The sequence below is a fragment of the Teichococcus vastitatis genome (assembly GCF_003604215.1).
Lineage (GTDB): Bacteria > Pseudomonadota > Alphaproteobacteria > Acetobacterales > Acetobacteraceae > Pseudoroseomonas > Pseudoroseomonas vastitatis.
This window is the reverse complement of sequence record NZ_QXGS01000027.1, coordinates 20245-40515: the sequence shown is the minus strand read 5'-3', so window position 1 is coordinate 40515 and position 20271 is coordinate 20245. Positions and strand designations below refer to the sequence as shown.

Sequence of the window (20271 nt, the reverse complement as noted above, 5' to 3'; positions counted from 1 at the left end):
TCCAACTCCCCCAGGGCAATCACACCGCTGTAGGAACCGTGTTAGCAGACAGCCAACTTTGCCAGCCTAGAAAAAAAGTCGGCGCACGCCACCGAGCAGGACCGCCCGCACGTCCTGAAGCAGCGCAAGGAATGGTTCGACGGTCAACTCGATTTCGATCCCGAGCGGCTGGTCTTCATCGACGAAACCTAGGCCTCCACCAACATGGCGCGACGCCATGGCCGTTGCCCGCGTGGCGAGCGGCTGCGCTCCGGCGTGCCGCACGGACACTGGAAGACCACCACGCTCGTTGCAGGCTTGCGGCGCACGGGCATGGTTGCACCAATGGTGCTTGATGGCCCGATCAACCGCGATGCCTTCGTCGCCTATGTCTGCCAGGTACTCGTACCCGACCTCTCGCCCGGCGACATCGTCATCATGGACAACCTGTCGAGCCATAAGGCTCCGGCCGTGCGCGAGGCGATCGAAGCGGCTGGCGCAACGCTGCTCTTCCTCCCGCCATACAGCCCCAACTTCAACCCGATCGAGCAGGCGTTCTCCAAGCTCAAGGCGCACCTGCGCAAAGCCGCCGAGCGCACCATCCACGGCCTGTGGAACGCCAACGGCCGGATCCTCGACCTCTACCTGCCAGAGGAATGCGCCAACTACTTCGCCAACGCAGGATACGATGCAGATTGATTGGAAATAGCTCCAGCCTGTGCTTCTGTGATCCTTTGGCTTTATCCTGTTCCATGCCTTCTCCAGGACTATTCTATCGATACCTACGGCGCAATTCAGGCAACTCTCATCTGGGATGATCCCATCCCCCAGTTGTACTTCTGCGGCACCTTGCTCAAAGGAGCGCAGATCACTCCGGCCTATGGAAACGAAGTGCGGCCCATATTCAGAAAGCCGCTCGCAGAGAAAAGTAGACGCGTCGCTCTGCGTCGATGCCAATGCTTTGCCGCTGCCGCTCATTCAGGATGCTGTTGGCTTCCATAGCCGCCGTGACAGCCTCGCTCACGCGCAAGCCAACCCTGCCTGACAGTGACGCGTAGTCCCCTACCTCCACAGGCAGGATGCCCCGCTCCCGGATCCTGTAACCCCTCATCTCTGTGGCATAACGTCCGTAAAGGTCGATCCGCAGACGTCCTATCCCCCAACCGCCACGGGCCGAGAGCAAGTGCTTCGGTGACGCGCCGGAAAAATCCGCATAGCTTGGGTTACGGTCGGTCTCCACCATCGTGAACCGGTACTCAGCGCCCCAATCCCATGAAGATAGAAGTTTGCCGGTCAACGACACCTCAGCGCCATAAGCATGTGACGTACCAATACCGTAGGGCATTAGGCGAGGCCGATCATCTTGCGATACAAGAGATGGAAAAGCACCCAGTGACGTGTTGATGCCGCGGTTGTTCTGGAAGAAGCCCGTAATGCTAGCTTGTCCATCGATGAGAGCAACACGTCGACGGTACTCTAGGTCATAGTTATCGACGGTAGTCGGCTTCAGCAGTGGATTGCCGAAAACCGTCAGCCCTAGCAGCGGCACCGGCGAATAGGCTGACAGATCATAATCACTCGGCAGCACGACTCCACGCGCAGCACCCAGACGGAAGATATCGATCTCCGTCGCCTTCCAGACCAGCCCTGCGTTCCAAGACCATGTTTTCCAGTTACGCTCGTAAGCGGCGTCGGGGGAGGAAATGCCGGCCACGGCGTCGTAACCCTCGGCCTGGGATGAAAGCTGGTCATAGCGGAGCGCCGCAGTGGATTCGAGATTCGGGCGGATTGCCCAGTTCCACATCATTCCCGCGGCCAAGACATTGTAGCTCGTGCGGGTATTCGGAACCGACAGAAGAGACCCATCGCCACCTGTGCCATCGCTGCCAGCGATGTCGTTGCGGCGGAACTCCAGCATCGGCCGGAGGATATGAGCCGTTCCGAGCTTTGCGGTGTTGCTGAGCTGAACAACGGTCACACCTTGAGTGTTGGTCGGTACACCGGCCAAGGCAGCATCAAGAGCATTATGGTAGAGGGAAACCTCCCATAGACCCGACGCGGAATCCATCGTGAGGCCACTGCGGATGCTCCAGCTCTTCAGGTCCCAGGGGACAACAATGCCGGGAAGTTGCAGTTCGCCGCTGACCGACCTTGAGTAACTTGCGTCCAGACTGAGCCGTATTCCATCCCGGATCTGGAAACGCCCGTCCGCAGAGGCTTGGCTGCGTCGTGGATCTTGATCGGAGTTGAATACGGTCTCGTAACTGCTGTAGCCACCCTGCCACGCGCGTTCTCGGCGCAATCCGGCCGACAGGCGCAATCCTGAGTACTCCCCAACAGGCATGGTCACGGCACCTGAAACCTCACGGTACTGGCCGTTGCCGATCCGGGTCGTAAGGCTTGATACACGTTCATGAGCCGGGTCGAACGTGATGATGTTGATCACCCCTGCCCCAGCATTATACCCGAACAAGGCACTGTTCGGACCGCGCACCACTTCGATCTGCCGAATTTCGGAAAGCTGTACGGGGATGTTCGACCATGACACGCGACCATAGTCATCCCGGTAAACTTGGCGGCCGTTCACCAGAACCAACATCCGCGGAGTGTTCGGGGCCGCATAGCCGCGTGCAGTGACGTTGAAATCCGTGGCGCCGTACTGCATGACGTCCAGCGAGGTGAAGCGTGCCAGAACCTCAGCCAGATCATGGGCGCCGGACCGCCTGATCTGCTCGGCAGTAATGATGTTCATGGCCACAGGCACGTCGGAGGCACGCTGCGGCTTGCCGGTCGCGCTGGTGGTGACGGGTTCGCCAAACAGTTCTTCAAAGGCCTTGTGGTCGAGCCCTTGCGAAGACGCCGCGAGCGGCGTCACGAGCAGGCCGGCGATGGCGAACGACATCGTCAGAACAGACCTCAGTGCCGACGCGCAGCGCACGAAGGAAATCCGCATCACATCAGCGCTCCTGGATCATCATGCGGAAGGCATTGGCGAAGAAAATGCCGGACGAGTGAGCGGCCTTGCGGCTGACAAAGATCTCCACGCGGGGATGGCTACGGACAGCCAGCACAGCCAAGCCGTCATTCACCAGCGTTGGAGCCGAACTCATGGTCAGAACGCCGCTGCCGCGTAGGGAGCGGGCCAGGTCAGGGGCCTGCGGTGCCATGGCTTCCGTCAGCAACAGAACCGGGAACCGGCCGCTTATCGCCTCATCAAACGTGATCATCTCCGGCCGCAACACAACGGCCCCGGCGGCGAGGCTGTCATTCAGGAGAGCCAGGAGCCGACGACCCTCGCCATGCCCGGTGATACTACCGGCAGGGTACACGATTCCAAAGGGTACCACCCCTCGGAGCGGCGGCTCGAGGAAGCCGGTGACGCGCGCCATGACCTGAAGGTCGGAAAGACCCAATTCAGCCCGCACCGGGGAGACACATGCCAACGTGCCCAGTGCCGCCAGTGCCACCATCCCGCACAACCGAACTCCGCACGCGTGAACTCGCCTGCGGACGGCGACGGCTATGATATCCGGCGCTTTCTGACGTGACGGCGAAGACTTGATCAAAGCTCTGCCCTTATGGCTTCTGCGGCTCCATCGGGTGGGTTCATCCCGGGGGTTTCCGCTTGGCCAACGGTAAGATCCTGCTCTAAACAAAAGACAAAAATGGTGCCTAATCTCACCAGGTGCAGTCACGGAGCAGGGGAAACCTTTACATTTTCTTCTTCAACTTGGCGCATATTCGTATGACTCACTGGAGATGCTCAGGTGCTGTCCGCAATGTTGTCTGGAATCGTACGCACCTCGGCCGCGGCACAGTCGCGGTTGCGCGTGCTTCCGACGAACCCCGATATGCCGAGGATGGCTGTTGCACGGGTTGTTGCCGGCTTGGCCGCCCTGGCGGCGCTTCTGATCGCCCTGGCCCTTCCCGCAACCTTCTTCGCCGCCGCCCGCTACCGTGTGCTCGGTGCGCTCGAGGCCAGTGCCACGCTCCATGCGCTGGAGATCGCCGAGCTATCGCGGTTGAGCCCAGCCTTCTGGGAACTTTCTGCCGTCAAGGTCACTGCACCGGAGCAAGGCCGCGCCTCAGGAGAGCTGCGCCGCGTATTCAACAATGAGGGGCGCCTGATTCTGGAAGCCGTTCCCGCCGAGGTCCCGGAATGGCCCCTGGCCAGCGTCGAAGCCATGATCTCGGTGGATGGTGTGATTTATGGCCGCACAGTGGCCGCGCGCTCACTGTGGCGGCCTTTGATCGCCACATTGATCGTGGGCCTCTGCTCCAGCGCATTGGGTGGCCTGATCTATGTGATCCTGCGCGTGGCACCGCTTCGCCTGCTCGATGACGCGCTGCGGCGCGCGAGTTTTCTTGCGGCCCACGATCTCCTCACGGGCCTGCCGAATCGTGGACTCTTCGCGGACCGCTTGTCGCAGGCGCTGGCAAGGGCCCGGCGAGACCACGGCATCACGGCTGTGCTGTGCCTCGATCTTGATCGCTTCAAGGAGGTGAATGATACGCTGGGTCATGCCGCGGGCGACGAGTTGCTGAAGGTGGTGGCAGCCCGGATGTCATCCTGCTTGCGGGAGGGCGATACCTTAGCTCGGCTGGGTGGCGACGAGTTTGCCATCATCCAACCCGATATTCAGCAACCGGAAGCAGCTGACGCACTTGCCCGCCGGCTCACCACCGCGCTCTCAGAGCCGGTGCTGTTGAATGCTGGCCAGGCTCTGATCGGCGTCAGCGTCGGCATCGCGATGTCTGCGCCAGATCAACCCCTGGATGGTACGCAGGTGATGCGCAATGCAGACCTTGCTCTTTACCGGGCCAAAGAAGCTGGCCGCGGCGGGCACTGCTTCTTTGCCCCCGAGATGAACCAGAAGCTCCATGAACGTCGAGCTCTCGAGATCGACCTGCGCCTTGCGCTGGCCAACGGCAGCTTCCGCCTGGCGTACCAGCCGCAGATCCGCCTCGATACGGGTAGGATTACCGGTGCCGAGGCCCTGCTGCGTTGGGAACGGCCGGATCATGGCAATATTTCACCGGATCAATTCATTCCGCTGGCCGAGGAAACTGGCTTGATCGGGCAGATCGGAGCATGGGCCATCAAGGAAGCCTGCCTGCAGGCGTCCCGTTGGGCTGAACCTTTATCGATCGCGGTCAACGTGTCTCCTGTGCAGTTCCGGCAAGCGGGCTTTTATGATGTCGTTGTATCGGCCTTGAGATGTTCGGGCCTTTCGCCAGAGCGTTTGGAGTTGGAGATCACCGAAGGCGTGCTGCTCAATGATACGGAGGACACGCTGGCGATCCTGGGCCGTCTGCGCCAGCTCGGCATCAAGATCGCCATGGATGACTTCGGCACGGGTTACTCCAGCCTCGGCTATCTGCAACGCTTTCCATTCGACAAAATCAAGATAGACCGATCCTTCGTTCGAAACCTTGGCCAGGATCCCAACGCCGCTGCGATCGTGAATGCCGTGATGGGGATGAGCCGTGCGTTGGGAGTCCGCGCCAATGCGGAGGGCGTCGAGTTCAAGACGCAAGCCGATCTGCTGCTTTCCCAAGGCTGTGACGAAGTGCAGGGCTACTTCTTTGCCAAGCCGATGCCATCGGAAGCCTTTGCTGGATTAATCGGCATGGGCTTGCCTGTTGCTCAATCATGAGCGCTGACCTCCTGCTGCAAGGATCAAGCTTGTCTCCGGCGGGGAGACCCTGCTTTCCAGGAGAAATCGACCCCAGGCAAGGAGCCCAGAAGACGCATCGTCCCTCAAGGCATAGGAGGCAGTCCAGGATATCTTTAGAAGCGGGGAATAATTTTCTCCTGTCTGAGATGCTCGAAAAACAGGGCAAACATGTCTTCAGTGTCGATGCAGTCGTGAAATCCGCACTGGCGCGCCTTGATGGTGCTGCTGATATTGTCGAAGCCGCTCTGGAAGATAAAATCCCCGAAGGCCCAGGATACCAGTTTGTCATAGGGAAGTGGTTGTAGTCCGTATTTCTGCACCATGCCGTCCCAGAGGCGCTCCTTGTCTGCCATATAGGTTGTGAGTGGCGTTGGAACGGGATAGGCCACCTCCATGTCGAAAGCCCGTGCGATCCGCGGCCAGAGGTGTTCCCACCGGAAATAATCGCCGTTGGTGATGTTGAAGATCTGGTTGCGGGCGGCGGGTTCCCGTCCAGCCCATTCCGTCGCGCTAGCCAGGATCTTGGCCGATGTGACCTGGTAAAGGGCGCGATAGGCGGCCTCCGTTCCTGGGAAGCGAAGCGGGAGGCCCAGTTCCTTCGAAATGGCGGCGTAGATGGCGATCACCATTGTCAGATTCATGGGATTGCCGATGGCGAAGCCGCAAACTGCCTCCGGCCGCAACGCGGTCCAGTGCCAGTGCCTGCCCTTCTGCCGTTCCCTCAGCAGGTCTTCCTGATCATAGTAGAAATTGGGCGGCATCAGTCGCGGATCGTCCTCCCGTGCGGGCGTCTTGAAAGGACCGAGATCTGCGCCGTAAGCCTTTCCGCCTTGGTAGAAGGTGATGTGCTCCAGCGCCGGACTGGCGGGCTCCACCACATCCAGAAGATTACGTAGGATTTCCAGATTGACCGCACTTTTCTCGGCAGCCGTTGCTTTCTCCAGATAGGCACCGAAGACGATATGGGTCGCATCCGTGATCGATCCGAGCTTCATCCTGACATCGGCTGGGTTCTGCAGATCAACGGCAATCGGGCGTACGCCGTCGACATGTCCTTCGCTGCGCCGGGACAGGGCATAGACGGTGGTTCCAGGCTGCCGCAGATAGTGCTGCGCGGCGGCGCGGCCGATGACGCCCTGTGCGCCCGCGATGATGATGGTGTTGGCTGGATCAGGCATTGCGGACTCACTGGGCAAGTTGAGGGTTTCGCGATTCAACACCGCGCCTGTGCCCAGGTTCCGCCGAGTTGGTCGCGCTTTTCAGCGACACCATTCCCGGCATCATGCGTTTCCTCATGAGGAAGGAGCCCGCGATGAGCGACACAAATAAGCCTGAGCAGCCCGCATCCGACGAGGACGAAAGCCTGGACCAGCGTGCGGCCCGCCTGGAGCAGCAAAGGGTCGGGGCCGAGGATGAGGTGCGGAAGTCGCCCGATGGGCCGAGCACGCAGATTTCGCCCGAAATTGAGCCATCAGGAAGCTGACCCAGCATCCACACGCGGAGGATAGCGAGTCCTGATCGTCTTCGTGGATTTCGAAGCCAGCAGCCTGGGCAAGCGAGGCTTTCCGATCGAAGTCGGCTGGGTGGCGGAGAACGGCTCGGAAGAGGGCTATCTGATCCGCCCCGCGCCGGACTGGGATGAATGGGATGCGCAGGCGGAACAGATCCATGGCATCAGCCGCGACCGCCTGCTGCGGGAGGGAACACCCCATGACGCCGTGGCTGGACGCATGCTGGACGTTCTGTCAGGACATGATCTGTTCGCCTCCGCCCCGTCCTGGGATGGTCAATGGCTCAGCAAGCTGTTGCGAGCGGCCAGACTGCCGCGCCATGCGCTGCGGTTGCGCGATACGGAGGAGGCACATCGGGCCGTCGCCTCTGCCGTGCTGGAGCGAACCTCGATGACGGCGAAAGCCCGCGCAGAGCGGATCGATCTCCTGGTGCAAGCGGCGCGGGAGGCCAAGAGCCGGCAAGGCATTCCAGCCCATCGGGCGGTGGACGATGCTCGCCAGGAGCTGCAGCTCTGGCTTTCCGTGCGGCGTCAGGCAGAAGCGGCCGGGGCCGCCGCCTGACCGATGCCCAGCGAACGCGCCGCCCCATCGAAGGTGAGGCTCGCTCAGCAGGGCTTTCTTCTGCCTGCGCCAGCGCAGAACGGGATCGAGGGCTTGGCACTGCGCTTTTTTCAACCGGAAGGCATGCAGGCCCTCGATTTCTCCCGACCCGCAGGCGAGATGGCCCTGGTGCCGCCGGATTCCGTGTCCTGGCAGATTTTCAAGAATCCACTGGCACTTTTTATCGGAGGCGTCGCGGCGGTGGTGCTGGAACTGGCGGAGCCTCGTGTCCGAGCCGGCGTCTGGCACCACACCAGCTTCCGCAGCGAGCCTGTGCAGCGCCTGCAACGAACCGGATTGGCGGCGATGGTGACGGTCTACGCCGCGCGCGGTGCGGCGGAGACGATGATCGCCCATATCCGGCAGGCGCATGCGCGGGTGCAGGGCCGAACGGAGGCTGGAATTCCCTACAGCGCGACGGACCCGGTTCTGCTGAACTGGGTTCAGGCCACGGCATCCTACGGCTTCCTCGAAGCCTATCACGCCTATGTCAGTCCGCTCTGCGCAGGCGACCGGAACCGTTTCCTGCAGGAAGCAGAAGCGGCCGCCGCGCTCTACGGCGCCACGGGTGCACCGCGCTCCACTGCGGATATGACGGCGCAGTTCGCCGCCATGCGCCCCTTGCTGGAGCCTTCCGAGATCATTCGGGAGTTCCTGAGCATCATAAGGCGCGCGCCTGTGCTGCCCGCGCCCTTCCGCCCCTTGCAGCGGCTGATGGTGCGCGCGGCCCTGGCCATCCTGCCCGCCTGCGTCCGTGAAACGCTCATGCTCGATGCGCATCCGTGGCCCTGGGAGCGCCGCCTGCTTCGGGTGGCAGGTAGTCTGGCGGACCGGCTGATCCTCCTTGAAGCCCCGCCAGCCCAGGCCTGCCGCCGCCTCGGCCTGCCGGAGCGGTACCTCTATGATGTGCAACGTTTGCCGGCCTTGCCGTAGCTCAAGGCTGATCTCGCCAGCGGACAGGAGATCTGGCGCGGCGGCGGCACGGACAAGGGGAAACAGAATAGCCTCCCGCCTGTGCCGGGAAGCGCCAGCGCCACATCCCTCTCGGCATCCATTCCATCGATTCCGGATCAGCCCGATGGGGCCTTCGAAGGCACATCGCCCCGACAGCAATCCACCGAGGCCAGCGAAAGTCGCGCCAAGCTGTGGCGGATCAGCGGGGACTTGGTCCGGTGCGATCCAAATGTTCCCGCAACAGGTGCATGTTCTTCAGATTGGCACGGTAGAACATGTCCCCTGCCCAGCCCAGCACCGGCACGGCGCTGATCAGCGCGTCCAGGCCCAGATTTCCCGCCATGCGCATCAGTGTGCCGGTCGGCACACCCAGCCGTCGCGCCTCCCAGATCAGAAACATGGAGATCCCTTTGGAGGCAAGAAGTCCGATGCCGGGGATCAGGTTGAGAACAGGATCGGCGCCGAAGCGGATGCCGGTGCCGGGAATTCGCCACCGGCTGTCCAAGATGCGGGCAATGGCTTCCAGCCGCCGCCTCGCACCCTCGATCCGCAGGTCGTTGCCGGCGGGGAACTCCACTGGCGACGTGGAACGGTGGTGGCCTGTGCCTGCACCCATGCTCTCGCTCTCCTCACACCGCAAGAGAACGCGTGGCGGCGCCGGGGAGTATCGCCAGCGCCGCCTGTTCCTTATCTAAGCTCGCCGGCCAGCGCTTCCGCGACACGGCGGGCGAAGGCCACGGGGTCGCGCGGGCTGTCGCCATCCTGGAGGCGAGCGAGATCGAGCAGGGTTCCGGCGGCCTCGGTGAGGTCGGCGGCCGTTTCGGCTCGCTGGGCCAGCTTCCGGATCAGCGGGTGGCGTGGATTCAATTCCAGCACCGCGAGATCCGAGCCGACGCTGCGACCGGCGCGGCGGAGTAGCCGCTGCATCTGCAGATCCGGCCCGTGCTGCGGCGCCGCCAGCACCACGGCGCTGTCCACCAGGCGGTCCGTGACGCGCACATCGGACACATCCGCTTTCAGCGCCTCCTTCAATTGCGGGATCAGCTTCGAAAGGTCCGCGGCCTCATCGGCCTCCAGCGGAAGCGCGATCTTGGAAAGGTCGACGGTGCCCTGGGTGATGCTGCGGATCGGCTTGGCGTCAAAGCTGTCCAGCCGCTCTGGCCAGAAGGTATCGATCTGGTCGGCCATCAGCAGGACCTCGACGCCACGGGCGCGGAAGCCTTCGAGCTGCGGCGACTTTGACAGAGCCTCGGTGTCGTCGCCGACCAGGATGTAGATGGCGTCCTGCTCCGGCTTCATCCGGGCGACATAGTCCGATAGGGAGACCCAGCCCTCCAGGGCAGAAGAGCGGAAGCGGAGCAGTGGCGCCATGTCCTTGCGGCTTTCCGCATCCTCCCAGATCCCTTCCTTCAGGATCGCACCGAAATTCTCCCAAAACGTCGCGTAATCCTGGCTATCCTTGGCGCGCATCTTCAGTTCCGACAGCACACGGCTGGCGACAGCACGGCGGATGCGCGCCAGCACCGGCGTCGATTGCAGCATCTCGCGCGAGACGTTGAGGGGCAGATCCTCGGTATCCACGACGCCGTGGACGAAACGCAGCCAGGACGGCAGCAGTCCCGCCTGGTCCGTGATGAACATCCGGCGCACATGCAGGCGCACGCGGCTCTCACGATCGCCCTCCACGGCCTGGAACGGCTTCATGCCGGGAATGAAAAGCAGCGCGGAAAAATCCAGCGCGCCTTCTGCCCGCCAGTGCAGCGTGGCCCAGGGCTTATCGAAGACATGGCCGAGATGGCGGTAGAACTCGGTGTAGCTTTCCTCGGTCACCTCGGATTTCGGCTTGCGCCACAGGGCGGTGCCTTCGTTGGCCGGCTCGTCCTTGCCATCCTGCGCAACGGTGATGGGGATGGTGATGTGGTCCGCCCATTTGCGGATGATGGTTTGCAGGCGGATAGGTTCCAGATACTCATCCGCATCGGCCTTGATGTGCAGCACGATATCGGTGCCCGGCTCAGCCCGCGCGGCAGTCGCCAGGGTGTAGTCGCCGCGGCCGTCGGAAGCCCAGGTCCAGGCTTCCTCGCTGCCGGCGCGGCGGGAGGTGACCTCGACCCGATCCGCCACCATGAAGGCGGAATAGAAGCCGACTCCGAACTGGCCGATCAGGCTGGGCTTGTCGGCCGCTTGGCTCTCGGCCAGCGTCTGGGCGAAAGCCAGCGTACCGGAGCGCGCGATGGTGCCTAGGTTCTGCGCCAGCTCCGCCTTGCTCATGCCGACACCGGGATCAGTGATGATCAGGCGCCGGCCTTCCTTGTCAGGCACGATGCGGATCCTGGCATCAGCCGGCACGCTCAGGTCGGATTGGGTCAGCGCTTCGAAGCGGCGCTTGTCGATAGCGTCGGCGGCATTGGCCACCAACTCGCGCAGGAAGATCTCGCGTTCGGAGTAGAGTGCGTGAACAACGAGATCCAGAAGCCGTCCAACCTCGGCGTTGAATTCGTGCCGCTCCACTGTCTCGCTCACCGTGGTTCTCCCCAAAAGGTTGGTGCTGCGGTGCGCGATATGCAGGAGCGGACGTCCCATTTCAACTCGGGCGCGGCCACTGATCCTGACCTGCTGGACTGGTCCATCCGGGCTGCTGCTGCCTAGGGCGCCCTGACTCTGGGAGAAGGCTGCCGCGAGGCAGGAACGCTATCGGATGTGAGCAGGCAGATCGCCATCGGCCTGTTCCAGGCCGATGGCAGCCCTTATTGAAGGAATTCTGCCACCAGCTCGGCATTTCCGGGCCGTTTTCTGTTGGTCAAAACTTGGTTTTCCAGGATAGGCGTGATCGAGATCCGCCAGCTGGCACAGATTGAGGCGAAGAAGGCCAAGCTCAAGCATTCCACCGCGGATCTGGTAGGTCATGCCGTAGAGCCTCGGGCAGCTTGTCGCCGAACGGGCCTCGACTGGTGCTGATGGCCGGTGCGTGCTCACCTTCCCTCATGCACGCTGCCGGTTTCTCAAGACACCGCCGCTTCATTGCCGGCGCCAGAGTGCCAGCCGGCCTGACGACCCCCATTGCCGCATGTCACGCTACCTGTGGTTCCACGGCGCGGCGCCCACATGACCAGCTTCTCTCGCCACGTCCAACACCATGCGTTCGGACTTTCCGCCGAGCGCCATCATGCCAGGGAGCAAGACGGGGACCGCGGCGTTCAGGCGACCATGTGAACGAAGGGAAGACACGGAATGGGCCGCCGGAGACTGCCAGCCGCACGAGCGGCCTCCTCCAGGATGACCGGTGACCCATCGGTGCCACGCAGCCCATCTGTCCATCTGCACACGGATCGCCCGTATCCTTCATGCCTGCCGGGACATGACGATCTTCGCATCCTCGGCCGCGCCGCTAGCTGGCTCGCCACGGGGGTATCGCGTTCGCTCATGGTTCAACATTCAGGTGACGGGACGCCTCCGGGCCCTGCCCGCCACGGTGCATCTCCACGACCAGGGCCAGCGCCGCCCTGTCCACCTCGTCCAAACGAACCGTGTGCCGCAGGTACTCGGTCCATGAATCCACCGCCCAGAGTTCGGTGAAGCAGTCGGGCCGGGCCAGATCCCGGTAGAGCCTCCAGCCTGCTGCTCCCGCCCGCAGGCGAACCTCGCGGACATGCTTCATGGCCGCCAGGAAGCCATCCACGTCATCCGGATCAACCTGATAGCGGACCACCTCCAGCACCCGACCGGAATCGTCGTGCAGCAACTCCTTCAGGACGGACGCCGGATCCTCCGCCTTGGGCAGGAGGGTCGCGGCCTTCTCCCCCCGCCGCGCCTTGACCCGCTGGGCCAGATCCTGCGCGAAGTTCACGAGGCGCCACGGCCGTACGGCCACCGCGGCGATGGCACCGCTTCCGGCGCAGATGAGCAGGGCAGCCGGCACTCCTACCCTGGTTCCCACCCATCCCCACAATAGCGATCCCGCGGCCAGGGCACCGAAGAAGGCGAGGTGATAAACGCCCAGGGCGCGGGCGCGAACCCAGGCCGGAGCCGTCATCTGCGCGGCCGCACCCAGGGTGCTCCCGGCGGCGAGCCAGGCCGCGCCGAAGATCAGCACGGCGAGTGCCGCAGGTGCCCAATGGCGGGACACAGCGAGCAATGCCATGGCAGCATAGGCCAGCAGGGAGGCGAAGAACACCAGCCGACCCTGCGATAGGCGCTCCCTGATCATGGGCAGAACCGTTCCCGCGGCAACGGCGCCGAAGCCGGCCACGCCCAGCATCGCTCCGAAAGCGGCAGGACCGAGGCCAAGCACCTCCCGGATCACCAGCGGCATCAGCGCCCAAACGGCCGAGGCGAAAAAAAAGAACGCGCAAGCGCGCAGGATCGCCGCGCGCATCGCCGGCACAGCGGTGGCAAAGCGCAGCCCCGCACGCACCGCGGATGGAAGGCGCTCCGGCGGAAGCTGGGAGCGACGCTCCACGGGGCGCCGCCAGGCAACCAGCGCCCAGAGCAGAGCCAGAAAGCCCACCGCGTTCAGCGCGAAGGCCGCGGTCGGCCCGGCCGCCGCCATCACGAAGCCGCCGAGCGCCGGACCCAGCGCGCGTGCCAGGTTGAACCCCACGCCGTTCAGGGCGACCGCCTGCACAAGGTCGTCCTGCGGAACCAGCTCGGGCGTCGCCGCTGCCCAGGCGGGGAAAATCACGGCGGTCCCGGTGCCGATCGCGAAGGTCAGGGCCAGCAAGCCCCAAGCGCCCAGCAGGCCCAGGGCTGCCAGGACGGCGAGGAGCAGGCCGGCCGCGGCGATCCAGATCTGCGCAGCAATGAGAATGGCGCGCCGGTCCAGGATATCGGCCAGTGCGCCACCAGGCAGGGCGAACAGGAAAACAGGCAACATGGCAGCCGCCTGTACGAGGCTGACCATGACAGGCGAAGGATCGAGCGAGGTCATCAGCCAGCCAGCGCCGGTGTTCTGGATCCACAGCCCTGTGTTGCTGGCAAGGTTGGCGATCCAGAGTGCACGGAATGCAGGATGGCGGAGTGGCGCGAAAGCGGCGACGGGAGATGAGGACATGGCGATGCCTAGGCGAGAGATCTGCTGGCTCGGGTAGGCTCATCCGCCCCCACGCATGTATACGCGCCACCAATGGATAGGTTCACGGAAAGTGGATTATTCCCGCTGGGCAAGGCGCTTGGTGCAATGGGCCACTGGCTGACGGTGATTTCATGAACCGAGCGCAGCTGCGGGCCATGCCGCATCGGCTTGGTCGTCAGGCTCGGTGAGGACCTGCCGAAGGACAGCGATCAGGGTCGGACGGCCATCTCCTACCGCTTCGCTCGATCGGCTTCCGATAAGTCCGTGCTGGCGCCTGCGAGCGATCCGCTTCAAGGCCACGCCGAATCATGAGGTGCATGGATCGGCAGATCCGCTCAACCCGGATCATGGGTCGCGCTGCCAAAGCTCCTGAGCAGACCTCCCGAGGCAGCATCCTTGGCCGGAGGATCAACTCCGGATGCCGGTACGGGCACGAGCCTGATAGCCGATGAAGCGGCCGCATCCGAACAGCGCGGACACCGCGCCAGATCGTCGCTAGCGCGTTACCTGCACCTGCCGGACAAATTCGGTCAATTCATGGTTGTAGCGATCCGGCTCCTCCCAGAAAGGCGCATGGCCGCTGTCGGGATAAAGGGAGAGCCGAGCACCCGGCACGGTGGCTGCGGTGAAGCGAGCCATCGGCGTGGCAAGAATGCGGTCCTTCTCACCATGGCTGACCAGCACGGGCAGACGTAGCGACTTCAGCACGTCCTCGTAACGGGCCGGGCGACCTGCGAGGCCCGAGCGCACGTAGTGCGGTGCCAGCATGTTGAAGGCGAGCATGGTCTGAAAATCCGCTGGTTCGGGCTGCCTCGCGAAGCAGGCCCGCAGGAAGCGGATCGTTCCGTCGATAAAGCCCTCCACGCCCGGCGCCAACATGGCCTGAGGCCCAAGCAGACCAACATCGGGGCCGAGGAAGGCTGGGTCACCCAGCGAGCTGCTGGCATCGACATAGTTGATTCCGGCCAGGGCGGCCGCGCCATGGGCCGTGAGATAGTCACCGATGATGCGCCCGGCATAGGACCAGCCGACCAGCACGGGCCGTCGCAGGCCTAACTCAGCGATGACGCTCCGCACGTCGTCTGCCCAGACCTGGCCCGGCTTATAGAAGGCATCGCCCTCTGGCTTGGCGCTCATCCCATGGCCCCGAAGGTCGATCGCCACCATGCGGAATTCGCGGGAGAGTTCCGGATTGCGCAGCTGCCGGTCCCAGGATAGCGCCGCCTGGGCGAAGCCATGCAGAAACAGGATTGCCGGCCCTTGCGGATTGCCGAACTCGTATGTTGCAAGGCGCACGCCGTCAGGCGAGCTGACGAAGCGCGGGGTATAGGCCGCCGTCTCCACCATCGCGGGTGCCTGCTGCGCCTTGGCCGTCGCCACAGGCAGGGGCGCGAAGCCGATGGCGGCGGCGCCCAGCCCTACCACATGACGCCGGCTCGCCGGATGCTGATTCATTCTCCTCCCCTCCCCTGGGATTTTCTTCGGAACAGCCCGGAGGGGTCTGTCGCCATGATCCAGGTTGGCACTGAACAGAGCCTCATGGAAGACAGCCTGGAGAACGGGAACAAAGGCGGCCCATCCTGCCCGGAAATCGGCTTTGCTGAAGCGGAATTTGTGCTCGATACCGCAAAGGGGCCTCCTCGGTGCTCAGAGGCCGAGTTGCTCCGCCAGATCCTCCATGTCGGCCGCTATCGCATCCCAATCACTTTCCGGCCTGAGATCCGTCGCTTGATCCGGCCCATGCTCAGTGGTGCGAGGAATGAAAGCCGTTCGCAATCCGCATTGGCGTGCGGCGGCCAGATCCCCGTTGTGTGCGGCGACAAGGCAGACCTGCGCGGGCTTCAGCATCAGCACTTCGGCGGTTCGCAGATAGGCCTCCGGCGCAGGCTTGTAGGCTTGCACAACCTCGGCGCCGAGGATGGCATCCCACGGCAAGCCGGCACGTTTCGCCATGTCCAGCATCAGCCGGATATTGCCATTGGAAAGAGGCGCGATGATGAAGCGGCGCTTCAGGCGTGCGAGGCCTGGCACCGAATCCGGCCAGGGATCGAGGCTGTGCCAGGCAAGGTTGAGCGCGTCCAGCTCGGATGATACCACATCGGCAGGATCGATGCCGAATTGTGGCAAGACAGCTTCCAGGTTCTCGCGATGCAGCACATCCAGCCGGGTGAATGGGCGGCGGCCTGAGCGCACTTCCTGCATGGCGGGAGAATAGCGGAGGCGCCAGGCATCGGCGAAAGCAAAGGGATCGGCACCGGGCGCGTGGCGAGCGAGAAAAGCGCTAGCATCCCGTGCCACCCCACTCCGCCAGTCCACGACTGTGCCGAAAACATCGAAAACAAGCGCCTGGATGTCCGTGAAGGACTGCATGCCATTCTTCCTGCTCACCAGTTCGCCTCACTCAGTGGACCGGCGCCCTGAGAGCGTGTCAAGCAGGGACGGGTGTTGCCGATCGAAGGAGGCTCCGTCCGGTGGCTGCTTTCCTGATGATTCCAACTGGGAAGGACCGGACCGCTTCCGGTCAAGCCAGATCTTCTGCGAACACTGCCAAATCCGATACGTCGCCAGTGCAATGGTACGGCATCGAAAACATGTCTGGAAAGCTCAAGGATCGGCGCTGCTTCACCATGGGCTAGGACCGCTGCGTCCACGCCTATCTGTGGGCCATCTCCACCGCCACTTTGATCGTCTTCTGGATCAAGGAATCCTGAGCCCTTGGAATAACTTGATCATTCCCGGCTGGGTCAAGTCGGATCAAACTCTGGAGGCGTCCTCCCGCCTATCTTCAGGCGTGAATCCATGCAGTATCCAGCAATGAGAACCGCCTCGAAATCGGACCGGATCATGGCTCAAGTCTTGGGCGCCGTCGAAAATGGTCTGCTGAAACCCGGAAGCCGGATCGCCTCCATCCGCACCGCCGCCCTGAACCAGGGCGTGTCAAAGAACACGGTAGCCGACGCCTATGACCGTCTGGTCGCTTCCGGGGTTCTGGAAGTGCGTCGCGGCGCAGGATACTTCGTCGCGCAGCTTCCGGTCCGTCAGCAGGCGCGGCGGCAGGACGTGATGGAGGCACTCAATCTCATTTCTCTGCTGCGCGAGCAGACTGACCACCATTACCGGCTCCGCCCTGGCGAGGGACGTCCACCGCCATCCTGGATGGAGGAATCGGAACTCGCGCGCCACTTGGCACAGGCCGGCCGGCGGCAACACCGGGGCGAAGCGCACGCGTATGGCAGTTCCTGGGGTTATGCCCCGCTTCGCGAGCAGGTTGCCCTGTCCCTGACGGAGCGATCCATTCGCTGCAGCGCGGATCAAGTTCTACTGACGCAGGGGGCAAACCACGCTCTTGACCTTGTGATCCGGCAAATGGTCGTGCCGGGCGATCGGGTCCTGGTGGATGATCCCGGCTATTATCCCTTGTTCGCCAAGCTGCGCCTGGCAAAGGCGGAGGTGATCGGCGTGCGCAGGAATCCGGACGGGCCGGATCTGCGCGATCTGGGTGCAAAGCTCTCTCAGGGTCCGACCCGGGCTTTCTTCACCCAGTCCTTCGCCCACAACCCAACTGGCGGCACGCTGTCCCCCCCTATCGCGCGGGGCGTCGTCGAACTGGCGGAGCAGCATGGCGTTCTGCTGGTCGAGGACGACGCCTTCGCCGACCTGCTGCCTTCCACCAAGCCTCGTCTTGCCTCACTCGGCGGGTTGGGGCGCGTGCTCTACGTTGGAACCTATTCCAAGACCCTGTCGGCCTCGCTGCGCGTCGGCTTCCTGGCCGGAGGCGTTGCAACAGTTGAGGCACTCAACGACCTGAAGTTGCTGACCATCGTTTCCACCTCGCAATACGCCGAGCGCCTGGTGGCGCGGCTGATCGAGGAAGGCCATTATCTTCGCCACCTGCGTCGCCTGCGCAGGCGGGTCGAGGCGGCAACAACGGAGGCGCTGCGCAATCTCTCGGAAATCGGCCTGCCGCTCAATCGCCCGCCTGATGGCGGCTTCTATCTCTGGGCGGAATTGCCGAACGGAATTCCCGAAGCAGCGTTGTGTCGCCTGGCAGCCACGCAGAGCATCTTCCTGGCACCCGGTGCGGTATTCAGCCCCGGTGCGACCATCAGACCACCAGCCCTGCGAATCAACGTCGCCCATGCGAGCGATCCGCACTTCCTGACGTTTCTGCGGCGGAGCTTTCTGAAGCCACGTCCCTGGTGACACTCTGCGGCGCCTCATCTCGCGTCATCAGGGCCTGTGCTACCTTGGAAGCCGGTTCCCGGCCCAATTCGCGCGAAATCCAGGCTCCGGCAGCGGCAAGTCGCCCGAGATCCACGCCGGTGGTGATTCCCATGCCGTCGAGCATGTAGACGACATCCTCGGTCGCAACATTGCCGGACGTCCCCTTCGCATAGGGGCAGCCGCCCAGCCCGGCCACGGCACTATCCACCACCGAGATGCCCAGTTCCAGGCAGCACAGGATGTTGGCCAGTGCCTGGCCATAGGTGTCGTGAAAATGCAGAGCCAGCCGCGGCACAGGAACCCGCTCCGCGACGACCTCCACCATGCGACGCGCCTTGAATGGCGTGCCGGCGCCGATCGTGTCTCCCAGCGATACCTCGTGGCAGCCCATCGCGGCCAGGGCCGCAGCGACGTCCCGTACGGCTTCCGGCGCGACCTCACCTTCGTAGGGACAGCCCAGCACGCAGGACACATAGCCGCGCACCCGCAGCCCCGCCGCCAAAGCCCGTTCCGCCACGGGCGCGAAGCGATCCAGGCTGTCGGCGATCGAGCAGTTGATGTTGGCGCGGGAGAACGCTTCCGACGCCGCCCCGAAGATGGCGATCTCCCGCGCGCCGGCCGCCAGCGCGGCATCGAGCCCTTTCAGGTTCGGCACCAGCACCGTGTAATCCAGCCCTGGACGGCGCGGCAGCAACGCCAGCAACTCCGCAGTGCCGGCCATCTGCGGCACCCAGCGCGGCGACACGAAGCTGCCGGCCTCGATGCTGCGGAGCCCGGCCTCGGCCAAGGCCCCGATCAGCTTTCGCCTGGCGGCGAGCGATACCGGCTTTACCTCGTTCTGCAACCCGTCACGCGGGCCGACCTCGACGATGCGCACATGCCTTGGCAGCACCATGACGCGCTCCTCAACTGCCGCGCAGCCGGGCCAGCTCCGCGGCGGCGATGTCCTGCCGCACCTGTCGCTTTTCGACCAGGATAGCGGCAAGCCGCCCCACCTCCTCCCCGACTGCGCCGGCGGCGATGGCGACATTGTTGGCATGCAGCGCCATGTGGCCCTTCTGGATTCCCGTCGTCGCCAGGGCTTTCATGGCACCAAAATTCTGCGCCAGCCCGACGGCGGCGATGATGCGGGCCAATTCCGCCGCCGTGGCGACACGGAGGATCTTCAGGCAGGCCTGCGCCGTGGGATGGATCTTGGTGGCGCCTCCGACCAACCCCACCGGCATCGGCAGTTCAATGGAGCCGGCGAGATCGCCCTCCGCCGTGATCTCCCAATGGGTCAGGGTCGAATAGCGCCCGCCCCGTGCGGCATAGGCATGGGCGCCGGCTTCCACGGCGCGCGTGTCGTTGCCCGTGGCCAGTACCACGGCTGAGACGCCGTTCATGATGCCCTTGTTGTGGGTGGCGGCGCGATACGGGTCGGCTTCGGCGAAGTGAAAGGCGCTGATCATGCCGTCGCGCACCCCGGCGCCGCCGATCGCCTCCACCGGCCAAATGGCGCGGGCGCGGGCCAAGCGGCGATCGGCAAGGTTGGACAGGATTCGGAGGAAGACGCGCCCTCCGGTCCAGTTCTCGATGGATGGCGCCAGGGTCTCGGCCATGGTGTTGACGGTGTTGGCGCCCATGGCGTCGCGCGTGTCCACGATGAGGTGAGTGACCACCATCGGCCCTCCGCGGGAGGCGATGACGCGCACCTCCAGATCTTGGAAGCCGCCCCCCAGCCGCACCAGCATCGGGTCGCAGGCGTTGCATGCCGCGGCGATCTCGTCGCGCCGTTCCAGAATGCGAAGCCGGGCATTCTCCGGGTCACTGATCCCGGTCAGTTGCACTTGCGCAATCATCAGATTGCCGGACAGCGAGGTGACGAACCCGCCGGATTCGTAGCATTGCCGGGCCGAATTGCAGACGGCTGCAACGACCGAGGATTCCTCCGTCGCCATCGGCACCAGCACGTCCCGCCCATCCACCCGCATGTTGGTGGCGACCCCGATCGGGATCGACAAGGTCGCCACCGCGTTCTCGATCATGTGGTCGGCCAGATGCGGATCGATGTTGCCGGGCGCGGCAAGCTGGCCATGCGCCGCATCGTCCAGTCCCGCGAAGGCGGCGACGACCTCCAGCCGTTCCTCGCATGTCATGCGGTGAAAGCCTGGGATGCGGGAGGTCAGGTTGCTCAGGGTCATAGCACGGGTCCAGTTCAGGCGCGCAGGAGGCTGCCCGGGCCATGCGCCGGCCAGGACATCCAATTCGGTCG

Annotated in this window: 16 protein-coding genes and 1 pseudogene; 6 read left to right on the top strand and 11 right to left on the bottom strand. The window is 63.8% G+C overall.

The annotated features are described in order from the left end of the window. Positions 1–69: 69 nt before the first annotated feature. Positions 70–678: pseudogene (locus D2K64_RS18740) on the top strand (IS630 family transposase); the annotation flags it as partial. A gap of 205 nt (positions 679–883) precedes the next feature. Here the strand turns inward: D2K64_RS18740 and D2K64_RS18735 are convergent. Together D2K64_RS18735 and D2K64_RS18730 are read right to left on the bottom strand one after the other, a co-directional pair. Next, positions 884–2932, bottom strand: coding sequence for a TonB-dependent receptor plug domain-containing protein (locus D2K64_RS18735; protein WP_157985938.1), 2049 nt, complete (start codon positions 2930–2932; stop codon positions 884–886). Positions 2933–2936: 4 nt separating this feature from the next. Beyond that, entirely contained in the window at positions 2937–3449 is a 513-nt protein-coding gene (locus D2K64_RS18730) for a YfiR family protein (protein WP_120009912.1), read from the bottom strand. Between the two features lie 297 nt (positions 3450–3746). Here D2K64_RS18730 and D2K64_RS18725 point away from each other — a divergent pair, with 297 nt between their 5' ends. Then, positions 3747–5636 carry a putative bifunctional diguanylate cyclase/phosphodiesterase gene (locus D2K64_RS18725; RefSeq protein WP_157985937.1) on the top strand — a complete coding sequence of 630 codons (1890 nt, stop codon included), beginning with the start codon at positions 3747–3749 and terminating at the stop codon, positions 5634–5636. A 134-nt stretch (positions 5637–5770) separates the two neighbouring features. Here D2K64_RS18725 and D2K64_RS18720 read toward each other — a convergent pair whose 3' ends face one another. Further along, positions 5771–6835 (bottom strand): SDR family oxidoreductase, encoded by a 1065-nt coding sequence (locus D2K64_RS18720; protein WP_120009910.1) that lies wholly within the window; start codon positions 6833–6835, stop codon positions 5771–5773. Between the two features lie 68 nt (positions 6836–6903). Between D2K64_RS18720 and D2K64_RS18715 the strand changes: the two genes are divergently transcribed. From D2K64_RS18715 to D2K64_RS18705, 3 genes are all read left to right on the top strand, one after another. Continuing rightward, entirely contained in the window at positions 6904–7140 is a 237-nt protein-coding gene (locus D2K64_RS18715) for a hypothetical protein (protein ID WP_120009909.1), read from the top strand. A 43-nt stretch (positions 7141–7183) separates the two neighbouring features. Continuing rightward, positions 7184–7729 carry a 3'-5' exonuclease family protein gene (locus tag D2K64_RS18710; protein WP_238384286.1) on the top strand — a complete coding sequence of 182 codons (546 nt, stop codon included), beginning with the start codon at positions 7184–7186 and terminating at the stop codon, positions 7727–7729. A gap of 93 nt (positions 7730–7822) precedes the next feature. Further along, positions 7823–8701 carry an oxygenase MpaB family protein gene (locus tag D2K64_RS18705; protein WP_202910744.1) on the top strand — a complete coding sequence of 293 codons (879 nt, stop codon included), beginning with the start codon at positions 7823–7825 and terminating at the stop codon, positions 8699–8701. Between the two features lie 220 nt (positions 8702–8921). Here D2K64_RS18705 and D2K64_RS18700 read toward each other — a convergent pair whose 3' ends face one another. The 6 genes from D2K64_RS18700 to D2K64_RS18680 all read right to left on the bottom strand — a co-directional run bounded on the left by D2K64_RS18700 (position 8922) and on the right by D2K64_RS18680 (position 16163). Further along, on the bottom strand, positions 8922–9338 hold the full coding sequence (locus D2K64_RS18700) for a DUF4112 domain-containing protein (RefSeq protein ID WP_120009907.1): 417 nt from the start codon (positions 9336–9338) through the stop codon (positions 8922–8924). A gap of 71 nt (positions 9339–9409) precedes the next feature. After that, entirely contained in the window at positions 9410–11305 is a 1896-nt protein-coding gene (gene htpG, locus D2K64_RS18695; RefSeq protein WP_202910743.1) for a molecular chaperone HtpG, read from the bottom strand. Between the two features lie 108 nt (positions 11306–11413). After that, positions 11414–11629 carry a hypothetical protein gene (locus tag D2K64_RS24550; protein ID WP_157985936.1) on the bottom strand — a complete coding sequence of 72 codons (216 nt, stop codon included), beginning with the start codon at positions 11627–11629 and terminating at the stop codon, positions 11414–11416. 514 nt (positions 11630–12143) lie between these two features. Further along, positions 12144–13772 carry an MFS transporter gene (locus D2K64_RS18690; RefSeq protein WP_238384285.1) on the bottom strand — a complete coding sequence of 543 codons (1629 nt, stop codon included), beginning with the start codon at positions 13770–13772 and terminating at the stop codon, positions 12144–12146. Positions 13773–14288: 516 nt separating this feature from the next. Next, positions 14289–15173, bottom strand: a complete 885-nt coding sequence (locus D2K64_RS18685) for an alpha/beta fold hydrolase (RefSeq protein ID WP_157985935.1) — start codon at positions 15171–15173, stop codon at positions 14289–14291. 267 nt (positions 15174–15440) lie between these two features. After that, a complete protein-coding gene (locus D2K64_RS18680; RefSeq protein WP_120009904.1) occupies positions 15441–16163 on the bottom strand; it encodes a haloacid dehalogenase type II in 723 nt (240 codons plus the stop codon). Positions 16164–16592: 429 nt separating this feature from the next. Here D2K64_RS18680 and D2K64_RS18675 point away from each other — a divergent pair, with 429 nt between their 5' ends. Further along, on the top strand, positions 16593–17996 hold the full coding sequence (locus D2K64_RS18675) for an aminotransferase-like domain-containing protein (RefSeq protein ID WP_238384284.1): 1404 nt from the start codon (positions 16593–16595) through the stop codon (positions 17994–17996). Here D2K64_RS18675 and D2K64_RS18670 read toward each other — a convergent pair. Both D2K64_RS18670 and D2K64_RS18665 read right to left on the bottom strand, forming a co-directional pair. Next, complete coding sequence (locus D2K64_RS18670; protein WP_120009902.1) at positions 17920–18912, bottom strand: hydroxymethylglutaryl-CoA lyase; 993 nt, start codon at positions 18910–18912, stop codon at positions 17920–17922. The two genes, D2K64_RS18675 and D2K64_RS18670, sit on opposite strands and share 77 nt — an antisense overlap. A gap of 10 nt (positions 18913–18922) precedes the next feature. Then, on the bottom strand, positions 18923–20200 hold the full coding sequence (locus D2K64_RS18665; RefSeq protein WP_120009901.1) for a hydroxymethylglutaryl-CoA reductase, degradative: 1278 nt from the start codon (positions 20198–20200) through the stop codon (positions 18923–18925). Positions 20201–20271: the final 71 nt, after the last annotated feature.

What these genes read in the sequence shown, in the direction of transcription:
- D2K64_RS18675 (WP_238384284.1), top strand. Translation starts at nt 16,593, where the DNA reads ATGCAGTATCCAGCAATGAGAACCGCCTCGAAATCGGACCGGATCATG.
- htpG (WP_202910743.1), bottom strand. Translation starts at nt 11,305, where the DNA reads ATGGGACGTCCGCTCCTGCATATCGCGCACCGCAGCACCAACCTTTTG.
- D2K64_RS18730 (WP_120009912.1), bottom strand. Translation starts at nt 3,449, where the DNA reads ATGGTGGCACTGGCGGCACTGGGCACGTTGGCATGTGTCTCCCCGGTG.
- D2K64_RS24550 (WP_157985936.1), bottom strand. Translation starts at nt 11,629, where the DNA reads ATGACCTACCAGATCCGCGGTGGAATGCTTGAGCTTGGCCTTCTTCGC.
- D2K64_RS18670 (WP_120009902.1), bottom strand. Translation starts at nt 18,912, where the DNA reads ATGGTGCTGCCAAGGCATGTGCGCATCGTCGAGGTCGGCCCGCGTGAC.
- D2K64_RS18735 (WP_157985938.1), bottom strand. Translation starts at nt 2,932, where the DNA reads ATGCGGATTTCCTTCGTGCGCTGCGCGTCGGCACTGAGGTCTGTTCTG.
- D2K64_RS18680 (WP_120009904.1), bottom strand. Translation starts at nt 16,163, where the DNA reads ATGCAGTCCTTCACGGACATCCAGGCGCTTGTTTTCGATGTTTTCGGC.
- D2K64_RS18720 (WP_120009910.1), bottom strand. Translation starts at nt 6,835, where the DNA reads ATGCCTGATCCAGCCAACACCATCATCATCGCGGGCGCACAGGGCGTC.
- D2K64_RS18690 (WP_238384285.1), bottom strand. Translation starts at nt 13,772, where the DNA reads ATGTCCTCATCTCCCGTCGCCGCTTTCGCGCCACTCCGCCATCCTGCA.
- D2K64_RS18665 (WP_120009901.1), bottom strand. Translation starts at nt 20,200, where the DNA reads ATGACCCTGAGCAACCTGACCTCCCGCATCCCAGGCTTTCACCGCATG.
- D2K64_RS18700 (WP_120009907.1), bottom strand. Translation starts at nt 9,338, where the DNA reads ATGGGTGCAGGCACAGGCCACCACCGTTCCACGTCGCCAGTGGAGTTC.